This is a genomic window from Gluconobacter albidus, assembly GCF_002723915.1.
GTDB lineage: Bacteria > Pseudomonadota > Alphaproteobacteria > Acetobacterales > Acetobacteraceae > Gluconobacter > Gluconobacter albidus.
In genome coordinates this window covers 306,579-321,843 of sequence record NZ_BEWL01000002.1, presented here as the reverse complement: position 1 = coordinate 321,843, position 15,265 = coordinate 306,579, and the positions used below count along the sequence as shown (strand labels likewise).

Sequence of the window (15,265 nt, the reverse complement as noted above, 5' to 3'; positions counted from 1 at the left end):
TGATCCTCCTTAGAACGAGAGTCCGCCCTCACGGGCAGCCTCTGCCAGGGCTTTGACCCGGCCATGATACAGATAAGAGCCGCGGTCGAACACGACGGTCTTGACGCCAGCTGCAACACCGCGTTCGGCAATCAGCTTGCCGATAAGGGTGGCCGCAGAGGTATCGGCGCCGGTCTTGCCAGCATCGCGAAGCGTCTTTTCCAGCGTGGAGGCGCTGGCGAGCGTACGACCCTGGGCATCGTCGATGATCTGGGCATGAATATGCTTGCTAGAACGGAAGACCGACAAACGCGGCCGGCCGCCGCTCTTGCGACGAAGCTGGAAACGCAGCCGCTGACGGCGACGTTCCTGCAATCCTTGCTGCGATGCCATTACTTCTTCTTACCTTCCTTACGACGCAGAACCTCGGTCTCATACCGAACGCCCTTGCCTTTGTAAGGCTCAGGCTTGCGGAAGCTGCGAATATCGAGCGCAACCTGACCAACACGCTGCTTGTCGTTGCCTTCAACGACAATCGCGGTCGGACGCGGAGTGGTGATCTTGATGCCTTCCGGAATCGGATAGACAACATCGTGCGAGAAGCCGAGGTTCATCACCAGGTTCGAGCCCTGAACAGCAGCACGGAAACCCGTACCCTGAATTTCAAGCCCCTTGGTGAAGCCGTCCGACACACCCTTGACCGTATTGGCGATCAGAGCGCGGGTGGTTCCCCACATGGTCCAGTTTTCACGGGAACGGCGACCAAGAGGAGCAACAGAAACATTGCTACCTTCGATCTTCACTTCCACATGACGGGAAACCGGAACGGTCAGCTCACCGAGCTTGCCCTTGGCTTTGAAGATGCCATCAGCAACGGAAACCTGCACGCCAGCCGGAACTTCGACGGGATATTTACCTACGCGAGACATGCGATCCTCCTTAGAAGACGCGGCAGAGGACCTCGCCGCCAACGTTGGCAGCGCGAGCCTCGACGTCCGACAGGACGCCACGCGGGGTGGACAGGATCGACACACCAAGGCCGGCATAAACGCGCGGAAGTTCCTTGATCTTCGAGTAGACGCGACGGCCGGGCTTGGAAACGCGATGGATTTCCTTGATGACCGGCTGGCCTTCTACATACTTCAGCTCGATACGGAGCTGTGCAACACCCTTGCGGAGCTCTTCAGCAGCGAAGCCACGGATGTAGCCTTCACGCTTCAGAGCTTCCAGAACGCTTGCGCGCAGCTTGGATGCAGGCGCAACGCAGACAGCATGACGGGCACGCTGCGCATTGCGGATCCGGGTCAGCATATCGCCCAGTGGATCAGACAAAGACATTCGATCTACCCTTTACCAGCTCGACTTGACCATGCCAGGAATCTGGCCGGCGGAGGCAAGATCGCGCAGAGCAATACGGCTCAGTTCGAACTTGCGATAGTTGGCACGGGGGCGACCAGAAAGCTTGCAACGCAGACGGACGCGGGTTGCGGATCCATTGCGCGGCATCTGGGCCAGCTTAAGGGTCGCATCAAAGCGGTCTTCAACCGACAATGTGCGATCCTTGATGATGTTCTTGAGAGCGGTCCGCTTTTCCTTGTCGCGCTTCACCAGGGCAGCGCGATGGTTATTACGGTTTACCGCTGAGACCTTCGCCATCTCGAATTTTCTCCCGGAACCTGTCAGGCCTATCCCGACGGTTTTCCAATCAGCGTGTCTATAAAGGAAAGCGGCCTTCCAATGGAAGGCCGAATCCTGATTTTAACCGTGATCGGTCTGAAAAATTATGGATCAGCCGTTGAACGGCAGATCAAAGGCCTTCAGCAGGGCCTTTGCTTCAGCATCAGACTTGGCGCTGGTCACGAAAATGATGTCCATACCGCGAACGGCATCGATCTTGTCATATTCGATCTCAGGAAACACGATCTGTTCCTTGATACCCATGGCGAAGTTGCCATGTCCATCAAAGCCCTTGTTTGCAGGCAGCCCACGGAAATCGCGGATACGCGGCATGGCGATCGTCACCAGACGGTCAAGAAACTCGTACATGCGGGCACGACGAAGCGTGACCTTGCAGCCGATGGGCAGACCTTCACGGATCTTGAAGCCGGCAATAGCCTTGCGAGCAAGGGTCTTGACAGGCTTCTGACCCGAAATCACAGTCATTTCCGCAAAAGCGGCATCAAGCTTCTTTTGGTCACCGGCGGCTTCACCAACACCCATGTTCAGCACGATCTTCTCGAGCTTGGGAACCTGGAGTTCGTTGGCATAGCCAAACTGCTCACGAAGCTGCTTCTTCAGCACTTCTTCGTAACGCTGGTGCAGACGCGGCAAAGCGTTCTTCTGTTCGCTCATTGTTGCGTTCCTCAGCCTTCGATCACTTCGCCGGTTGCCTTGGCAACACGAACCTTGCGACCGTCTTCCAGAATGCGGAAGCTAACACGCGTCGGCTTGCCGCTCTTTGGATCAACCAGCTTCAGGTTGGAAAGATGGATCGGCATTTCGCGCTCGATGATTCCACCTTCTCCGCCTGTGCGGTTGGGCTTCGTGTGGCGCTTGGCGATAGCCACGCCGCGCACAACAGCCTTCTCGGCCTTCGGCATCACGGCGAGAACTTCGCCACGAACGCCACGGGACTTGCCGGAGAGGACCAGAACCTGGTCACCCTTCTTGATACGAGCAGCCATTACAGCACCTCCGGAGCCAGCGAGATGATCTTCATGAACTTGCGCGCACGCAGCTCACGAACCACCGGGCCAAAGATACGCGTACCAATCGGCTCCTGCTGCTTGTTCAGCAGAACAGCGGCGTTCTTGTCGAAACGGATGGCGGAGCCATCTGCACGACGAACCGGGTAGGAGGTGCGAACGATGACGGCCTGATGCACGTCACCCTTCTTCACCTTGCCGCGGGGAATTGCTTCCTTGACGGACACGACAATGACGTCGCCGACCGAGGCAGTCTTCCGCTTGGAGCCGCCCAGCACCTTGATGCACTGCACCCGACGCGCACCGGAGTTATCGGCGACGTCAAGGTTGGTCTCGGGATGAATCATGTGCCTACCCCCTTATGCGCTGACGGAAGAGGACGCTGAAGCCAGCTCCTCGCCGTTGCGCGACACGACAGACCACGTCTTGCGCTTGGAGATCGGTGCGCATTCTTCAATGCGAACCAGATCACCCGTCTGGCAGACGTTTTCTTCGTCATGAGCCGCATACTTCTTGGAGCGGCGAATAAACTTCTTGTAGAGCGGGTGCATGATGCGACGATCAACAAGAACGGTAACCGTCTTGTCCATCTTGTCGCTCGTGACCCGACCCGTCAGGACGCGCCTTGGCATCGTCCGTCTCCTCTCAGGACTTAGCGGCGGACGTTTTGGCGCCCGCACGGTTCTTCGATGTGTGAGCCAGTGTCTTGATACGTGCTACTGCACGGCGCACGACCTTGACGCGGCTTGTGTTCTCCGACTGCCCCGTGGCAGCCGAAAAACGGTGGTTGATCTGTTCGCGCTTGAGATCGAGCAGAAGAGCGTTCAGCTCGTCCTCGCTCTTCGCGCGCAGATCGGCAGGCTTGTACGTGTCGGCCATTACGCGTCTCCGATACGCTGAACGAACTTGGTCTTGATCGGAAGCTTTGCAGCCCCCAGACTCAGGGCCAGCTTGGCAACCTCAGGCGGAACGCCTTCGATCTCGAACAGGATACGACCCGGCTTGACACGTGCGGCCCAGTACTCGGGGTTACCCTTACCGGAGCCCATACGCACTTCTGCGGGCTTTGTCGAGACCGGAGTGTCCGGAAAGATACGAATCCACACACGACCGGCACGCTTCATGGCACGCGTGATCGCACGACGGGAGGCTTCGATCTGGCGAGCGGTAATCCGCTCCGGCTCCAGCGCCTTCAGGCCGAAGGCACCGAAGTTCAGCTGGGTTCCGCTTTTCGCCAGACCGTGAATGCGGCCCTTGTGGGCCTTACGAAACTTTGTCCGCTTCGGGGAAAGCATGTTGTTAAATCCTCAAATCAGCACCAGCAAAGGAACTGTGAGCTTTCGCTCACAGTCTTAGCGCTGGGGAGCCTGCTCCGCAGCACGACGATCCTGTGCCAGCGGGTCATGAGCCAGGATCTCACCCTTGAAGATCCATACCTTCACACCGCAGGTACCATACGTTGTCTTGGCAGTTGCCGTACCGTAATCGATATCGGCGCGAAGGGTATGCAGGGGAACGCGTCCCTCACGATACTTTTCGGCACGAGCGATTTCAGCACCACCCAGACGACCACCGCAGGTGATCCGGATGCCCTGGGCACCCAGACGCATTGCGGACTGGATTGCGCGCTTCATGGCACGACGGAATGCAACGCGACGCTCCAGCTGCTGAGCGATGTTCTCGGCAACAAGAGTGGCGTCGATTTCCGGCTTGCGGATCTCGACGATGTTCAGCGCCACATCGGTCTTCGCCATACGGCTCAGTTCCTTGCGGAGCGCGTCGATGTCCTGACCTTTCTTGCCGATCACGACACCCGGACGGGCAGCGTAGATCGTCACGCGGGGCTTCTTTGCCGGACGCTCGATAACAACGCGGGACACGCCTGCGCCGGAAAGCTTGCGACGCAGGAATGCACGAAGCTTAAGATCTTCATGCAGCAGACGCGCGTAATCTTGACCAGCGTACCAGCGGCTGTCCCAGGTACGGTTGACGCCGAGCCGAAGCCCGATCGGATTGACCTTGTGTCCCATGGATCAGGCTGCCTTCTGCTCTTTGTTGGTTCCGCGAGACGGCTTCGTCTCTTCCGGTGCTTCCGCACGCTCGGCAACAACAATCTTCAGGTGGCTGAAGAACTTCTGGATCTGAGAAGAACGGCCACGGCCACGAGCGTGGAAACGCTTCATGACAATGGACTTGCCGACTTCTGCAGTCTTGACCACCAGCTGATCGACATCGAGCTGATGATTGTTCTCAGCGTTGGCCACGGCGCTCTCAAGAGTCTTCTTGACCTGCTGCGCGATACGACGGCGCGAGAAGGCAAGAGCGGCGATAGCCTTGTCAGCCGGCTGGTTGCGGATCATCGCCGCAACCAGGTTCAGCTTTTGCGGGCTGACGCGGATGTTGCGGGCAATGGCCTGCGCTTCCGTGTCAGCAAGCGTGCGGATATGCTTTGGCTTGCTCATTTTCAGCCCCGCTTCGACTTCTTGTCAGAGCCATGACCGGTGTAGGTCCGCGTCGGTGAGAATTCACCGAACTTGTGACCGACCATGTTCTCCGTGACCTGCACAGGCAGGAACTTGTGACCATTATAGACGCCGAACGTAAGTCCAACGAACTGCGGAAGGATCGTCGAACGACGCGACCAGATCTTGATCACTTCATTACGACCCGAAGCGCGTGACGCTTCAGCCTTGCCGAACAGATACCCGTCAACGAACGGGCCCTTCCAGACGGAACGTGCCATCTCTGTTTGCCCCCTCTTACTTGCCGGACTTACGGCGACGGATGATCAGGCTATCCGTCTTTTTGTTAACACGTGTCTTGTAACCCTTGGTCGGAACACCCCACGGCGTAACCGGATGACGGCCACCAGAGGTCCGGCCTTCACCACCACCATGCGGATGGTCGACCGGGTTCATGACAACGCCACGGTTATGCGGACGACGTCCGAGCCAGCGGGAACGACCGGCCTTGCCCATGTGCTGGTTCATGTTGTCCGGGTTGGACACGGCACCAACGGTTGCCATGCATTCACCACGAACAAGACGCAGCTCACCGGACTGCAGCTTGATCTGCGCGTAGCCGGCGTCCTTGCCGACCAGCTGCGCATAGGTGCCAGCCGAACGGGCCATCTTGCCGCCAGCGCCCTGCTTGAGCTCAATGTTATGCACGATCGTTCCGACCGGCATTGCCCCCAGCGGCATGGCGTTGCCGGGCTTGACGTCCGTGTGGGCGCCGGAGATGACGCGATCGCCAACCTTCACGCGCTGCGGAGCAAGGATGTAGGCGAGTTCGCCGTCTTCATACTTGATCAGCGCAATAAACGCCGTACGATTCGGATCGTATTCGAGACGCTCGACCGTTGCGGCCACATCGAACTTGCGACGCTTGAAGTCGACATAACGATAGGACTGCTTGTGCCCGCCGCCACGGAAACGAACTGTCGTACGACCGTGATTGTTACGGCCACCGGACTTGTTCTTGCCTTCCGTCAGCTGCTTGACCGGCTTGCCCTTGAAGAGCTCGCTGCGATCAATCAGCACGGTGCCGCGTGTGCTCGGCGTCGTGGGATTAAAGTGCTTGAGTGCCATGGTATCCTACCCCGCGTCAGCCCAGCTTGGCTGTAAGGTCAATGGACTGACCTTCAGCAAGCTGTACATACGCCTTCTTGATGTCCGAGCGACGGCCAGGACGACCCTTGACGCGCTTGACTTTGCCCTTCTGGACCAGCGTGCTTACGCCGGTAACCTTCACGTTGAAGAGCTTCTCAACCGCAACCTTGATCTGAGGCTTCGTCGCACCAGGAGCGACCTTGAACACCACCTGGTTACGCTCGGAAAGAAGCGTCGCCTTTTCGGTGATCAGCGGTGCACGGATCACGTCATACAGGGCTTCCTGAGACATGTTCTGTGCAGTCTTGTGTGCGTTCATGACGGTATTGGTGGTCATGCCAGACGCTCCTTAAGACCCTCAAGACCGGCGCGGGTGATAACCAGAACGTCGTGGTTGAGGATGTCATAGACGTTTGCACCAATAGTCGGCAGAACGTCGATCTTCGGCAGATTGGCGATTGCGCGAGCAAACTGCTCGTCGACAGCGCCATCAACGATCAGCGCAGACGTCCAGCCCAAAGCCTTGATCTTCGCTGCGGCTTCACGGGTCTTGGTGACACCGTTGGCTGCATCGAGAACGATCAGCTTGCCCTCGGCAGCCTTCTGCGACAGGGCGCAGATCAGGCCGAGACGACGAACCTTCTTGGGAAGGTCATAGCCGTGATCGCGAACGACCGGACCATGAACAACGCCACCCGTACGGAACTGCGGCGCACGCAGGGAGCCCTGACGGGCAGAGCCCGTGCCCTTCTGACGGAAAGGCTTCTTGGTCGTGCCAGAAACTTCACCCATGCCCTTGGTACGGTGCGTACCGGCGCGGCGCTTTGCCAGCTGCCAGTGCACGACGCGTGCCATGATGTCCGAGCGCGGGGTGACAGCGAAAATCTCTTCCGGAAGCGCGACAGAGCCTGCGCTACCATTATCGAGGGTCTTGATATCGTATTCCATGCCCCTCGTCCTCAACCGGCGGCCGCCACTGTTGCTGCCGGATACGGCGCATCAGCATGGCGAGCCTTCTTGATTGCATCGCGAATCAGCACAAGGCCGTTCTTCGCACCAGGAATTGCACCCCTGACCATGATCAGGTTGCGCTCTTCATCCACGGCAGCGATCTCAAGGTTCAGCGTGGTAACACGCTCGTCACCCATGTGACCTGCCATCTTCTTTCCCTTGAAGACCTTACCAGGATCCTGGCGCTGGCCCGTAGAACCGTGGGAACGGTGGCTGATGGAGACGCCGTGGGACGCTTCGAGACCTGCGAAGTTATGGCGCTTCATAACACCCGCAAAACCCTTGCCCTTGCTCTGGCCCGTGACGTCAACTTTCTGTCCCACAACGAAGTGAGCAGCGGACAGCTTGGTTCCAGCTTCCAGCAGGGCGTCTTCAGCGACGCGGAACTCTGCCAGATGCTTCTTTGGCTCGACCTTGGTCCGGGCAAAGTGGCCACGGTTCGCCTTGGTGACATTCTTCACCTTGGCATTACCAAGTCCGAGCTGAATGGCGGTGTAGCCATCGCGCTCGTTCGTGCGGGCATCCACAACCTCGACATTGTCAAGGTGAAGGACCGTCACAGGCACATGCGTGCCATCTTCCTTAAACAGCCGGGTCATTCCCAGCTTCTTTGCAATCAATCCGGTTCGCATCGTCTGGACCTTAGAGTTTGATCTCGACGTCCACGCCAGCGGCGAGGTCGAGCTTCATGAGGGCGTCCACGGTCTGCGGGGTCGGCTCGACAATGTCGAGCAGCCGGCGGTGAGTCCGAATTTCGAACTGTTCGCGGCTTTTCTTATCCACGTGTGGCGAGCGGTTCACCGTGAACCGTTCGATATGCGTCGGCAGCGGGATCGGACCCCGAACCCGCGCACCCGTACGCTTCGCCGTGTTTACGATCTCTTTGGTGCTGTTGTCCAGCACGCGATGATCGTACGCCTTAAGGCGAATGCGGATGTTCTGGTTGTCCATGTTCTTGTTCGTCCAACTCAAAAATTCGGGTGTCGTCCTACTGCCATTGCCCCTGAAAGGGAACCCCGGTCAGAAAAAATCTGACCGGGGCTGTCAAAGCCAACAGCTAAACGCAGGACTTTAGGCGGTGATGGAAGAAACCACACCGGCACCCACGGTACGGCCACCTTCGCGGATAGCGAAGCGCAGGCCTTCGTCCATGGCGATCGGAGCAATCAGCTCCACGTCCATGGCAACGTTATCACCCGGCATGACCATTTCCGTGCCTTCCGGCAGCGTCACGACGCCCGTGACGTCGGTCGTACGGAAATAGAACTGCGGGCGATAGTTCGTGAAGAACGGCGTGTGACGACCGCCCTCTTCCTTCGTGAGGATGTAAGCCTCAGCCTTGAAGTTCTTGTGCGGCGTGATGGAGCCGGGCTTTGCCAGAACCTGGCCGCGCTCGACGTCTTCACGCTTCGTGCCACGAACCAGTGCACCGATGTTGTCACCGGCTTCACCGCGATCGAGCAGCTTGCGGAACATCTCAACGCCCGTAACGGTCGTCTTGATGGTGTCCTTCAGGCCGATAATCTCGACTTCGTCACCCACGTTGACAACGCCGCGCTCGACACGACCCGTGACAACCGTACCACGACCCGAGATCGAGAACACGTCTTCGATCGGCATCAGGAACGGACGGTCAACCGGACGCTCCGGCTGCGGGATGTAGGCGTCAACCTGCGTCATCAGTTCGAGAACGCGGTCTTCACCGATTGCTGCGTCGCCATCTTCCAGCGTCACAAGAGCGGAGCCCTTGACGATGGGGATATCGTCGCCCGGGAACTGGTAGGAAGACAGAAGTTCGCGAACTTCCATTTCCACGAGCTCGAGCAGCTCCGGATCATCAACCTGGTCAACCTTGTTCAGGAACACGACCAGAGCCGGAACGCCAACCTGACGTGCAAGCAGGATGTGCTCGCGGGTCTGCGGCATCGGACCGTCAGCAGCGGAAACGACGAGAATCGCGCCGTCCATCTGAGCTGCACCCGTGATCATGTTCTTCACGTAGTCAGCATGGCCCGGGCAATCGACGTGAGCATAGTGACGGTTGGCCGTCTCGTACTCAACGTGAGCTGTGGAAATGGTGATGCCACGAGCACGCTCTTCAGGAGCCTTGTCGATCTGGTCGTAGGCGCTGAACGTTGCGCCACCGGACTTTGCCAGCACCTTGGTGATTGCAGCAGTCAGCGAGGTCTTGCCGTGATCGACGTGACCGATGGTGCCGATGTTGCAGTGCGGCTTCGTCCGCTCAAATTTAGCCTTTGCCATCGTCTTTCTCCAAAACCCCGCTCCACCTGGAACGGGAGTAAGACTGAAAGTTCAAACCAGTCAGTGCACGATCCCGAGATCGCAGCACTGCCGGAAGCCCTTTAACCGGTTCTGATTACCAGCGATAGTGGCTGAATGCCTTGTTGGCTTCAGCCATACGGTGCGTGTCTTCGCGCTTCTTGACAGCGGAGCCACGGTTGTTGACCGCATCCATCAGTTCGTTGGACAGACGTTCCTGCATCGTGTTCTCGCCACGCTTGCGGGAGGCGTCGATCAGCCAGCGGATCGCGAGGGCCTGACGACGCTCGGCGCGGACTTCAACCGGAACCTGATAGGTTGCGCCACCGACGCGACGCGAGCGGACTTCAACCGCAGGCTTCACGTTGTCCAGAGCCGAGTGGAACATGGCCACCGGATCTGCAGTCGTGCCGCCGCGGCGGCGCATGACTTCGAGGGCACCGTAAACGATACCTTCGGCGGTGGATTTCTTACCATCGTACATCAGCGCATTCATGAAGCGCGTAATGACGACGTCTCCGAACTTCGGATCGGGAAGGATCTCGCGCTTTACAGCGCGGTGACGGCGACTCATTCCAAATACCTCTTACTTCGGACGCTTCGCGCCATACAGCGAACGACGCTGACGACGCTTGGCGAGACCCTGTGTATCAAGCACACCACGCAGGATGTGATAACGGACGCCAGGAAGATCCTTCACGCGGCCACCACGGATCAGAACAACACTGTGTTCCTGAAGGTTATGACCTTCACCCGGAATGTAGCTCACGACCTCATACCCGTTGGTCAGACGCACCTTGGCGACCTTACGCAGAGCGGAGTTCGGCTTCTTTGGCGTTACGGTATACACACGCGTGCAAACGCCACGCTTCTGCGGGCAGCCCTGCAGTGCGGGGACCTTGTTCCGCTTTGCGGCCGGCTCACGGCCGTTCGCGATCAACTGGTTGATGGTCGGCATGCGCCCTTCCCAATCCTTGTCCTATTTCAGACAGCAACATTGCTGTTTCTGTCGTGACATTTGTTCCAACCGACATGCGGTAGGACCGCCTGCCATTTCCACATCGTGAAAAGGAAACAGCCTGAACTGTTCCCTTCTCTCTCCAGCGTGCGGCCTTGGCATTTTCTCCAGATAAGGAGAATAGCGGCACCGCATGCGATTCTTTAAACTTCGTCGGCTTTTTCAGCCTTCCGAGAAGGCATGTGCCGAGGGCGCGGAACCTACGAAGGGTTCGACGTCAAGTCAAGTGGTTCAGCTGAAATGGCCCGATTCTTCGCTGAAAGTTTCCAGAATCGGGACAGGAAGATTCCCGCCTTTTTCAAAAGCGGGGATCCTCTTTTCACTCCGCTGCGTCTTCGACAGCTGCCTGCGACGTTCCACCAACACGCTGACGGTCCTGAGTGGCAGCAATGCCCCGCAGACGGTTCATCACGCTGCCCGTTCCTGCCGGGATCAGACGCCCGACAATCACGTTCTCCTTGAGACCGTTGAGGGTATCCACCTTGCCCGACGTTGCCGCATCCGTGAGGACACGTGTGGTCTCCTGGAAGGAGGCCGCCGAGATGAAGGACTGCGTCTGCAGGGACGCCTTGGTGATGCCCTGCAGAACCGGCATGGCCCGGGCAGGCGTATCACCGTTCTGGGTCAGACGCTGGTTCTCGCCCTCGTACTCGATACGGTCCACCGTCTCACCGATCAGATAGGTCGAATCACCCGGCTCGAGGATTTCCACCTTCTGCAGCATCTGACGAACAATGACTTCGATATGCTTGTCATTGATCTTCACGCCCTGCAGTCGATAGACGTCCTGGATCTCATTAACGAGATAGTCGGACAGAGCCTCGACACCCATGACCTTGAGAATGTCATGCGGCACGCGCGGACCATCGACCAGCGGATCGCCCTTCTGGACAAAATCGCCTTCCTGAACGGAAACGTGCTTGCCCTTCGGGATAAGATACTGCGTCTCTTCACCCGTATCGTCGTTCTTGACGATAACGCAGCGCTTGGACTTGTAGTCCTTACCGAATTCAATGCGTCCCTCGCCTTCGGCGATGATTGCATGATCCTTCGGACGACGCGCTTCGAACAGTTCGGCCACACGCGGCAGACCACCCGTGATGTCACGTGTCTTGGATCCTTCGCGCGGAATACGGGCCAGCACGTCACCGGCATTGACCTCTGCTCCGTTCTCAACCGACAGAATACTGTCAGGCGAGAGGAAGTAGCGGGCATCGTTGCCGTTGGCGAGCTTGACGACGTTTCCGGAAGCATCCTTGAGCTGCAGACGCGGACGCAGATCAACGCCCTTGGCGGCCTGCTTGTAGTCAACGACAACCTTCGAGCTCAGACCGGTGACTTCATCCATACGCTCAACAAGCGTGATGCTGTCAATCAGGTCGAGATACTCGACGGTACCCGCCTGCTCGGTGATGATCGGCAGGGTGTACGGGTCCCACTCGGCCATCTTCTGGGTCCGCGTCACCGCTTCCCCTTCCGAGACCATCAGACGCGCACCGTAAGGCACACGATAGCGGGCACGTTCCACACCGTTCTCGTCGGTCAGCAGGATTTCGCAGTTACGCGACATCACCACCAGAACCTTCTGCGAGTTCTCGACGACGTTCCGGTTCTTGATCGTCACGATACCATCGCGGGACGCTTCGACCATCGACTGCTCGGCGCCACGCGTTGCCGCACCACCAATATGGAAGGTACGCATCGTCAGCTGGGTGCCCGGCTCACCGATCGACTGTGCCGCAATAACGCCGACAGCCTCGCCGATATTGACTGGCGTGCCACGTGCCAGATCGCGACCATAGCAGTGGCCACAGATTCCAACGCGGCTGTCACAGGTCAGAACGGAGCGGATATCAACGCTCTCCACGCCCGCCTTTTCGATGAGCTCTGCTTCAGCTTCCTCGATCAGCGTGTTGCGCGGCAGGATGATATCCTGGCTGACCGGATGCAGCACATCCTTGGACAGGGTACGACCCAGAATACGCTCGGACAGGGAAGACACGACTTCACCGCTATCCATGACGGCGCGAACCGTCAGACCGCGTTCCGTACCGCAATCCGGCTCGACGATGATGCAGTCCTGCGCCACGTCGACCAGACGACGGGTCAGGTAACCCGAGTTCGCCGTCTTCAGCGCTGTATCCGCAAGCCCCTTACGGGCACCGTGGCTGGACGTGAAGTAATCGAGAACCGAGAGGCCTTCTTTGAAGTTCGCGATGATCGGCTGCTCGATGATCTCGCCCGAAGGCTTCACCATCAGGCCGCGCATACCGGCGAGCTGCTTCATCTGTGCCGGCGACCCACGGGCACCGGAGTGGCTCATCATCCAGACCGAATTCGTCGGCTTGCCGATGACCTGCTTGGAGATCTCCTTGAGCATCGCGGCCTGGACTTCGTCCGTGCAGCGTGACCAGGCGTCGACCACCTTGTTGTAGCGCTCGCCGGCCGTGATCAGACCGTCCTGATACTGCTGCTCGAATTCCTTGACCTCTTCCGACGTCTTGCCAACCAGCGTTGCCTTGGCGTCCGGAATGATCATGTCATCCTTACCGAAGGAGATACCGGCGCGGGCAGCGTGACGGAAACCAAGCCCCATCAGGCGGTCGCAGAAAATCACCGCTTCCTTCTGACCACAGTGACGATAGACCGTGTCGATCACGTCGGATACGTTCTTCTTCGTCAGCTGCTTGTTGATCAGGCTGAACGGGATGGCCTGATGCTTCGGCAGGATCTGCGCGATCAGGGCGCGACCCGGCGTCGTGACGATCGTCTGACGGACGGACTTGCCGTCAGCGTCAATCGTCGCCAGACGCAGGCGGATCTTGTCATGCAGCTTGAGCGAGCCCGAAAGCATGGCGCTTTCGATCTCGGCCACATCCGAATAGGCCGGCGGAGCAGCCGTGACGACCTTGCCATCCTTGATGACAGCCTCGTCCGGCGTTTCGCGGTATTCAGGAACTTCAAGGCTCAGGTAATACAGGCCCAGAACGATATCCTGGGACGGAACGATGATCGGCTTGCCGTTCGCGGGGCTGAGGATGTTGTTCGTGGACATCATCAGAACGCGGGCTTCAAGCTGGGCTTCCAGCGACAGCGGCACGTGAACGGCCATCTGATCGCCATCGAAGTCGGCATTGAACGCGGTGCAGACCAGCGGGTGAAGCTGGATGGCCTTGCCTTCGATCAGCGTCGGCTCGAACGCCTGGATACCCAGACGGTGAAGCGTCGGAGCACGGTTCAGCATGACTGGATGCTCGCGGATCACCTCTTCGAGGATATCCCAGACTTCCGGACGCTCTTTTTCCACCATGCGCTTTGCAGCCTTGATGGTGGTGGCGTGGCCGTACTTCTCGAGCTTCGAGTAGATGAACGGCTTGAACAGTTCGAGCGCCATCTTCTTGGGAAGACCGCACTGATGCAGCTTCAGCTCCGGACCAACCACGATGACCGAACGGCCAGAGTAATCGACACGCTTTCCGAGCAGGTTCTGACGGAAACGTCCCTGCTTGCCCTTCAGCATGTCGGACAGCGACTTCAGCGGGCGCTTGTTCGCACCCGTGATGGCGCGGCCACGACGTCCGTTATCGAACAAGGCGTCTACAGCTTCCTGCAGCATGCGCTTTTCATTACGGACAATAATGTCCGGCGCACGCAGCTCGATCAGCCGCTTCAAACGGTTGTTACGGTTGATGACGCGACGGTACAGGTCGTTCAGATCGGACGTTGCGAAACGGCCACCATCGAGCGGCACCAGCGGACGCAGTTCCGGCGGAATGACCGGAACGATATCCATGATCATCCAGTCCGGACGCGAGCCGCTCTCTACGAAGGCCTCGACCAGCTTCAGACGCTTGACGAGCTTCTTGCGGGCAGCTTCCGAGGTCGCCTTGCGCAGCTTCTTGCGCATCATGGTCTTCTCGGAATCGCCTTCCATGACTTCAGCGTCATAGTCGAACGGATCCGGCAGGCCCTTTTCCTTTGCCGCAAGGCTCAGGTCGCGTTCCTGGTCGTTCGGAATACCCCAGTCATAGCTGGAGAGCGCGCGCTTGATGGCTTCCGCACCGATTCCGACGTCGATACCGGCGTCGGGATATTCATCCAGAAGGTCTTCGCAGCGGATTTCGTCCAGCAGATACTGATCGCGCTTCTTGCCGTTCTTGTAGGAGTCGATCTGATCGGATTCACAGACGCCCTTATCGAGAATCAGGAATTTCTCGAAATACAGAACCGGTTCAACGTCCTTGAGCGGCAGATCCAGCATGGTCGCGATACGGCTCGGCAGCGACTTCAGGAACCAGATATGCGCGACAGGTGATGCCAGCTCGATATGGCCCATACGCTCGCGGCGCACCTTGGCCAGCGTGACTTCAACGCCGCATTTTTCGCAGACAATACCGCGGAACTTCATCCGCTTGTACTTGCCGCACAGGCATTCGTAATCCTTGATCGGGCCAAAGATACGCGCACAGAACAGGCCGTCACGCTCAGGCTTGAACGTACGATAGTTGATGGTCTCCGGCTTCTTGATTTCGCCGTAAGACCATGACCGCACCTGCTCGCTGGATGCGAGCTGGATCTTGATCTGGTCGAAGGTCACCGACTGGCCGGTCTGACCCAGGATCTTCATGAGTTCGTTCATGCGCCGAAACCCCAATGTGTTC

The 15,265-nt window shown here is 58.4% G+C and carries 22 protein-coding genes; all 22 read right to left on the bottom strand.

The window, feature by feature from the left end:
- Positions 1–9: 9 nt before the first annotated feature.
- Positions 10–372, bottom strand: a complete 363-nt coding sequence (gene rplR, locus GAL01_RS04445; RefSeq protein ID WP_062029310.1) for a 50S ribosomal protein L18 — start codon at positions 370–372, stop codon at positions 10–12.
- A complete protein-coding gene (gene rplF, locus GAL01_RS04440) occupies positions 372–908 on the bottom strand; it encodes a 50S ribosomal protein L6 (protein ID WP_062029308.1) in 537 nt (178 codons plus the stop codon). The genes rplR and rplF overlap by 1 nt, the downstream gene beginning before the upstream one ends.
- A 10-nt stretch (positions 909–918) precedes the next feature.
- Positions 919–1,317: a 30S ribosomal protein S8 gene (gene rpsH / locus GAL01_RS04435; RefSeq protein WP_011251952.1), complete on the bottom strand. Its 399-nt coding sequence runs from the start codon at positions 1,315–1,317 to the stop codon at positions 919–921.
- Positions 1,318–1,329: 12 nt separating this feature from the next.
- Complete coding sequence (gene rpsN / locus GAL01_RS04430; protein WP_011251953.1) at positions 1,330–1,635, bottom strand: 30S ribosomal protein S14; 306 nt, start codon at positions 1,633–1,635, stop codon at positions 1,330–1,332.
- Positions 1,636–1,767: 132 nt separating this feature from the next.
- Complete coding sequence (gene rplE, locus GAL01_RS04425) at positions 1,768–2,331, bottom strand: 50S ribosomal protein L5 (protein WP_062029307.1); 564 nt, start codon at positions 2,329–2,331, stop codon at positions 1,768–1,770.
- A gap of 11 nt (positions 2,332–2,342) precedes the next feature.
- Positions 2,343–2,663 carry a 50S ribosomal protein L24 gene (rplX, locus tag GAL01_RS04420; RefSeq protein ID WP_062029306.1) on the bottom strand — a complete coding sequence of 107 codons (321 nt, stop codon included), beginning with the start codon at positions 2,661–2,663 and terminating at the stop codon, positions 2,343–2,345.
- The gene (gene rplN / locus GAL01_RS04415; RefSeq protein WP_011251956.1) at positions 2,663–3,031 is read right to left on the bottom strand and encodes a 50S ribosomal protein L14; all 369 of its coding nucleotides are present in this window, start codon (positions 3,029–3,031) and stop codon (positions 2,663–2,665) included. The genes rplX and rplN overlap by 1 nt, the downstream gene beginning before the upstream one ends.
- Before the next feature lie 12 nt (positions 3,032–3,043).
- Positions 3,044–3,316: a 30S ribosomal protein S17 gene (gene rpsQ / locus GAL01_RS04410; RefSeq protein ID WP_062029305.1), complete on the bottom strand. Its 273-nt coding sequence runs from the start codon at positions 3,314–3,316 to the stop codon at positions 3,044–3,046.
- 13 nt (positions 3,317–3,329) lie between these two features.
- The gene (gene rpmC / locus GAL01_RS04405; protein WP_062029304.1) at positions 3,330–3,563 is read right to left on the bottom strand and encodes a 50S ribosomal protein L29; all 234 of its coding nucleotides are present in this window, start codon (positions 3,561–3,563) and stop codon (positions 3,330–3,332) included.
- Entirely contained in the window at positions 3,563–3,979 is a 417-nt protein-coding gene (rplP, locus tag GAL01_RS04400; protein ID WP_011251959.1) for a 50S ribosomal protein L16, read from the bottom strand. Before rplP ends, rpmC begins: the two co-directional genes overlap by 1 nt.
- A gap of 57 nt (positions 3,980–4,036) precedes the next feature.
- Complete coding sequence (gene rpsC / locus GAL01_RS04395) at positions 4,037–4,714, bottom strand: 30S ribosomal protein S3 (protein ID WP_011251960.1); 678 nt, start codon at positions 4,712–4,714, stop codon at positions 4,037–4,039.
- A 3-nt stretch (positions 4,715–4,717) separates the two neighbouring features.
- On the bottom strand, positions 4,718–5,146 hold the full coding sequence (rplV, locus tag GAL01_RS04390) for a 50S ribosomal protein L22 (RefSeq protein WP_062029303.1): 429 nt from the start codon (positions 5,144–5,146) through the stop codon (positions 4,718–4,720).
- 2 nt (positions 5,147–5,148) lie between these two features.
- Entirely contained in the window at positions 5,149–5,427 is a 279-nt protein-coding gene (gene rpsS, locus GAL01_RS04385; RefSeq protein ID WP_011251962.1) for a 30S ribosomal protein S19, read from the bottom strand.
- Positions 5,428–5,443: 16 nt separating this feature from the next.
- A complete protein-coding gene (rplB, locus tag GAL01_RS04380) occupies positions 5,444–6,274 on the bottom strand; it encodes a 50S ribosomal protein L2 (protein WP_062029300.1) in 831 nt (276 codons plus the stop codon).
- A 16-nt stretch (positions 6,275–6,290) separates the two neighbouring features.
- Positions 6,291–6,587 carry a 50S ribosomal protein L23 gene (locus GAL01_RS04375; protein WP_174694446.1) on the bottom strand — a complete coding sequence of 99 codons (297 nt, stop codon included), beginning with the start codon at positions 6,585–6,587 and terminating at the stop codon, positions 6,291–6,293.
- A 41-nt stretch (positions 6,588–6,628) separates the two neighbouring features.
- A complete protein-coding gene (gene rplD / locus GAL01_RS04370) occupies positions 6,629–7,243 on the bottom strand; it encodes a 50S ribosomal protein L4 (protein ID WP_062029295.1) in 615 nt (204 codons plus the stop codon).
- Positions 7,244–7,254: 11 nt separating this feature from the next.
- A complete protein-coding gene (gene rplC, locus GAL01_RS04365; RefSeq protein WP_062029290.1) occupies positions 7,255–7,938 on the bottom strand; it encodes a 50S ribosomal protein L3 in 684 nt (227 codons plus the stop codon).
- Between the two features lie 10 nt (positions 7,939–7,948).
- Positions 7,949–8,257, bottom strand: coding sequence for a 30S ribosomal protein S10 (rpsJ, locus tag GAL01_RS04360; RefSeq protein WP_007282720.1), 309 nt, complete (start codon positions 8,255–8,257; stop codon positions 7,949–7,951).
- A 120-nt stretch (positions 8,258–8,377) separates the two neighbouring features.
- Positions 8,378–9,568: an elongation factor Tu gene (tuf, locus tag GAL01_RS04355; protein WP_062029287.1), complete on the bottom strand. Its 1,191-nt coding sequence runs from the start codon at positions 9,566–9,568 to the stop codon at positions 8,378–8,380.
- A gap of 115 nt (positions 9,569–9,683) precedes the next feature.
- Positions 9,684–10,160, bottom strand: a complete 477-nt coding sequence (gene rpsG / locus GAL01_RS04350; RefSeq protein ID WP_011251968.1) for a 30S ribosomal protein S7 — start codon at positions 10,158–10,160, stop codon at positions 9,684–9,686.
- A 12-nt stretch (positions 10,161–10,172) separates the two neighbouring features.
- Complete coding sequence (rpsL, locus tag GAL01_RS04345; protein ID WP_011251969.1) at positions 10,173–10,544, bottom strand: 30S ribosomal protein S12; 372 nt, start codon at positions 10,542–10,544, stop codon at positions 10,173–10,175.
- A 379-nt stretch (positions 10,545–10,923) separates the two neighbouring features.
- Positions 10,924–15,243, bottom strand: a complete 4,320-nt coding sequence (gene rpoC, locus GAL01_RS04340; protein WP_062029285.1) for a DNA-directed RNA polymerase subunit beta' — start codon at positions 15,241–15,243, stop codon at positions 10,924–10,926.
- Positions 15,244–15,265 lie beyond the last annotated feature (22 nt).

Bases quoted from the DNA above. Each gene is read 5' to 3' on its own strand.
- rplR (WP_062029310.1), bottom strand. From the start codon at position 372: ATGGCATCGCAGCAAGGATTGCAGGAACGTCGCCGTCAGCGGCTGCGT.
- rplF (WP_062029308.1), bottom strand. From the start codon at position 908: ATGTCTCGCGTAGGTAAATATCCCGTCGAAGTTCCGGCTGGCGTGCAG.
- rpsH (WP_011251952.1), bottom strand. From the start codon at position 1,317: ATGTCTTTGTCTGATCCACTGGGCGATATGCTGACCCGGATCCGCAAT.
- rpsN (WP_011251953.1), bottom strand. From the start codon at position 1,635: ATGGCGAAGGTCTCAGCGGTAAACCGTAATAACCATCGCGCTGCCCTG.
- rplE (WP_062029307.1), bottom strand. From the start codon at position 2,331: ATGAGCGAACAGAAGAACGCTTTGCCGCGTCTGCACCAGCGTTACGAA.
- rplX (WP_062029306.1), bottom strand. From the start codon at position 2,663: ATGGCTGCTCGTATCAAGAAGGGTGACCAGGTTCTGGTCCTCTCCGGC.
- rplN (WP_011251956.1), bottom strand. From the start codon at position 3,031: ATGATTCATCCCGAGACCAACCTTGACGTCGCCGATAACTCCGGTGCG.
- rpsQ (WP_062029305.1), bottom strand. From the start codon at position 3,316: ATGCCAAGGCGCGTCCTGACGGGTCGGGTCACGAGCGACAAGATGGAC.
- rpmC (WP_062029304.1), bottom strand. From the start codon at position 3,563: ATGGCCGACACGTACAAGCCTGCCGATCTGCGCGCGAAGAGCGAGGAC.
- rplP (WP_011251959.1), bottom strand. From the start codon at position 3,979: ATGCTTTCCCCGAAGCGGACAAAGTTTCGTAAGGCCCACAAGGGCCGC.
- rpsC (WP_011251960.1), bottom strand. From the start codon at position 4,714: ATGGGACACAAGGTCAATCCGATCGGGCTTCGGCTCGGCGTCAACCGT.
- rplV (WP_062029303.1), bottom strand. From the start codon at position 5,146: ATGAGCAAGCCAAAGCATATCCGCACGCTTGCTGACACGGAAGCGCAG.
- rpsS (WP_011251962.1), bottom strand. From the start codon at position 5,427: ATGGCACGTTCCGTCTGGAAGGGCCCGTTCGTTGACGGGTATCTGTTC.
- rplB (WP_062029300.1), bottom strand. From the start codon at position 6,274: ATGGCACTCAAGCACTTTAATCCCACGACGCCGAGCACACGCGGCACC.
- GAL01_RS04375 (WP_174694446.1), bottom strand. From the start codon at position 6,587: ATGTCTCAGGAAGCCCTGTATGACGTGATCCGTGCACCGCTGATCACC.
- rplD (WP_062029295.1), bottom strand. From the start codon at position 7,243: ATGGAATACGATATCAAGACCCTCGATAATGGTAGCGCAGGCTCTGTC.
- rplC (WP_062029290.1), bottom strand. From the start codon at position 7,938: ATGCGAACCGGATTGATTGCAAAGAAGCTGGGAATGACCCGGCTGTTT.
- rpsJ (WP_007282720.1), bottom strand. From the start codon at position 8,257: ATGGACAACCAGAACATCCGCATTCGCCTTAAGGCGTACGATCATCGC.
- tuf (WP_062029287.1), bottom strand. From the start codon at position 9,568: ATGGCAAAGGCTAAATTTGAGCGGACGAAGCCGCACTGCAACATCGGC.
- rpsG (WP_011251968.1), bottom strand. From the start codon at position 10,160: ATGAGTCGCCGTCACCGCGCTGTAAAGCGCGAGATCCTTCCCGATCCG.
- rpsL (WP_011251969.1), bottom strand. From the start codon at position 10,544: ATGCCGACCATCAACCAGTTGATCGCGAACGGCCGTGAGCCGGCCGCA.
- rpoC (WP_062029285.1), bottom strand. From the start codon at position 15,243: ATGAACGAACTCATGAAGATCCTGGGTCAGACCGGCCAGTCGGTGACC.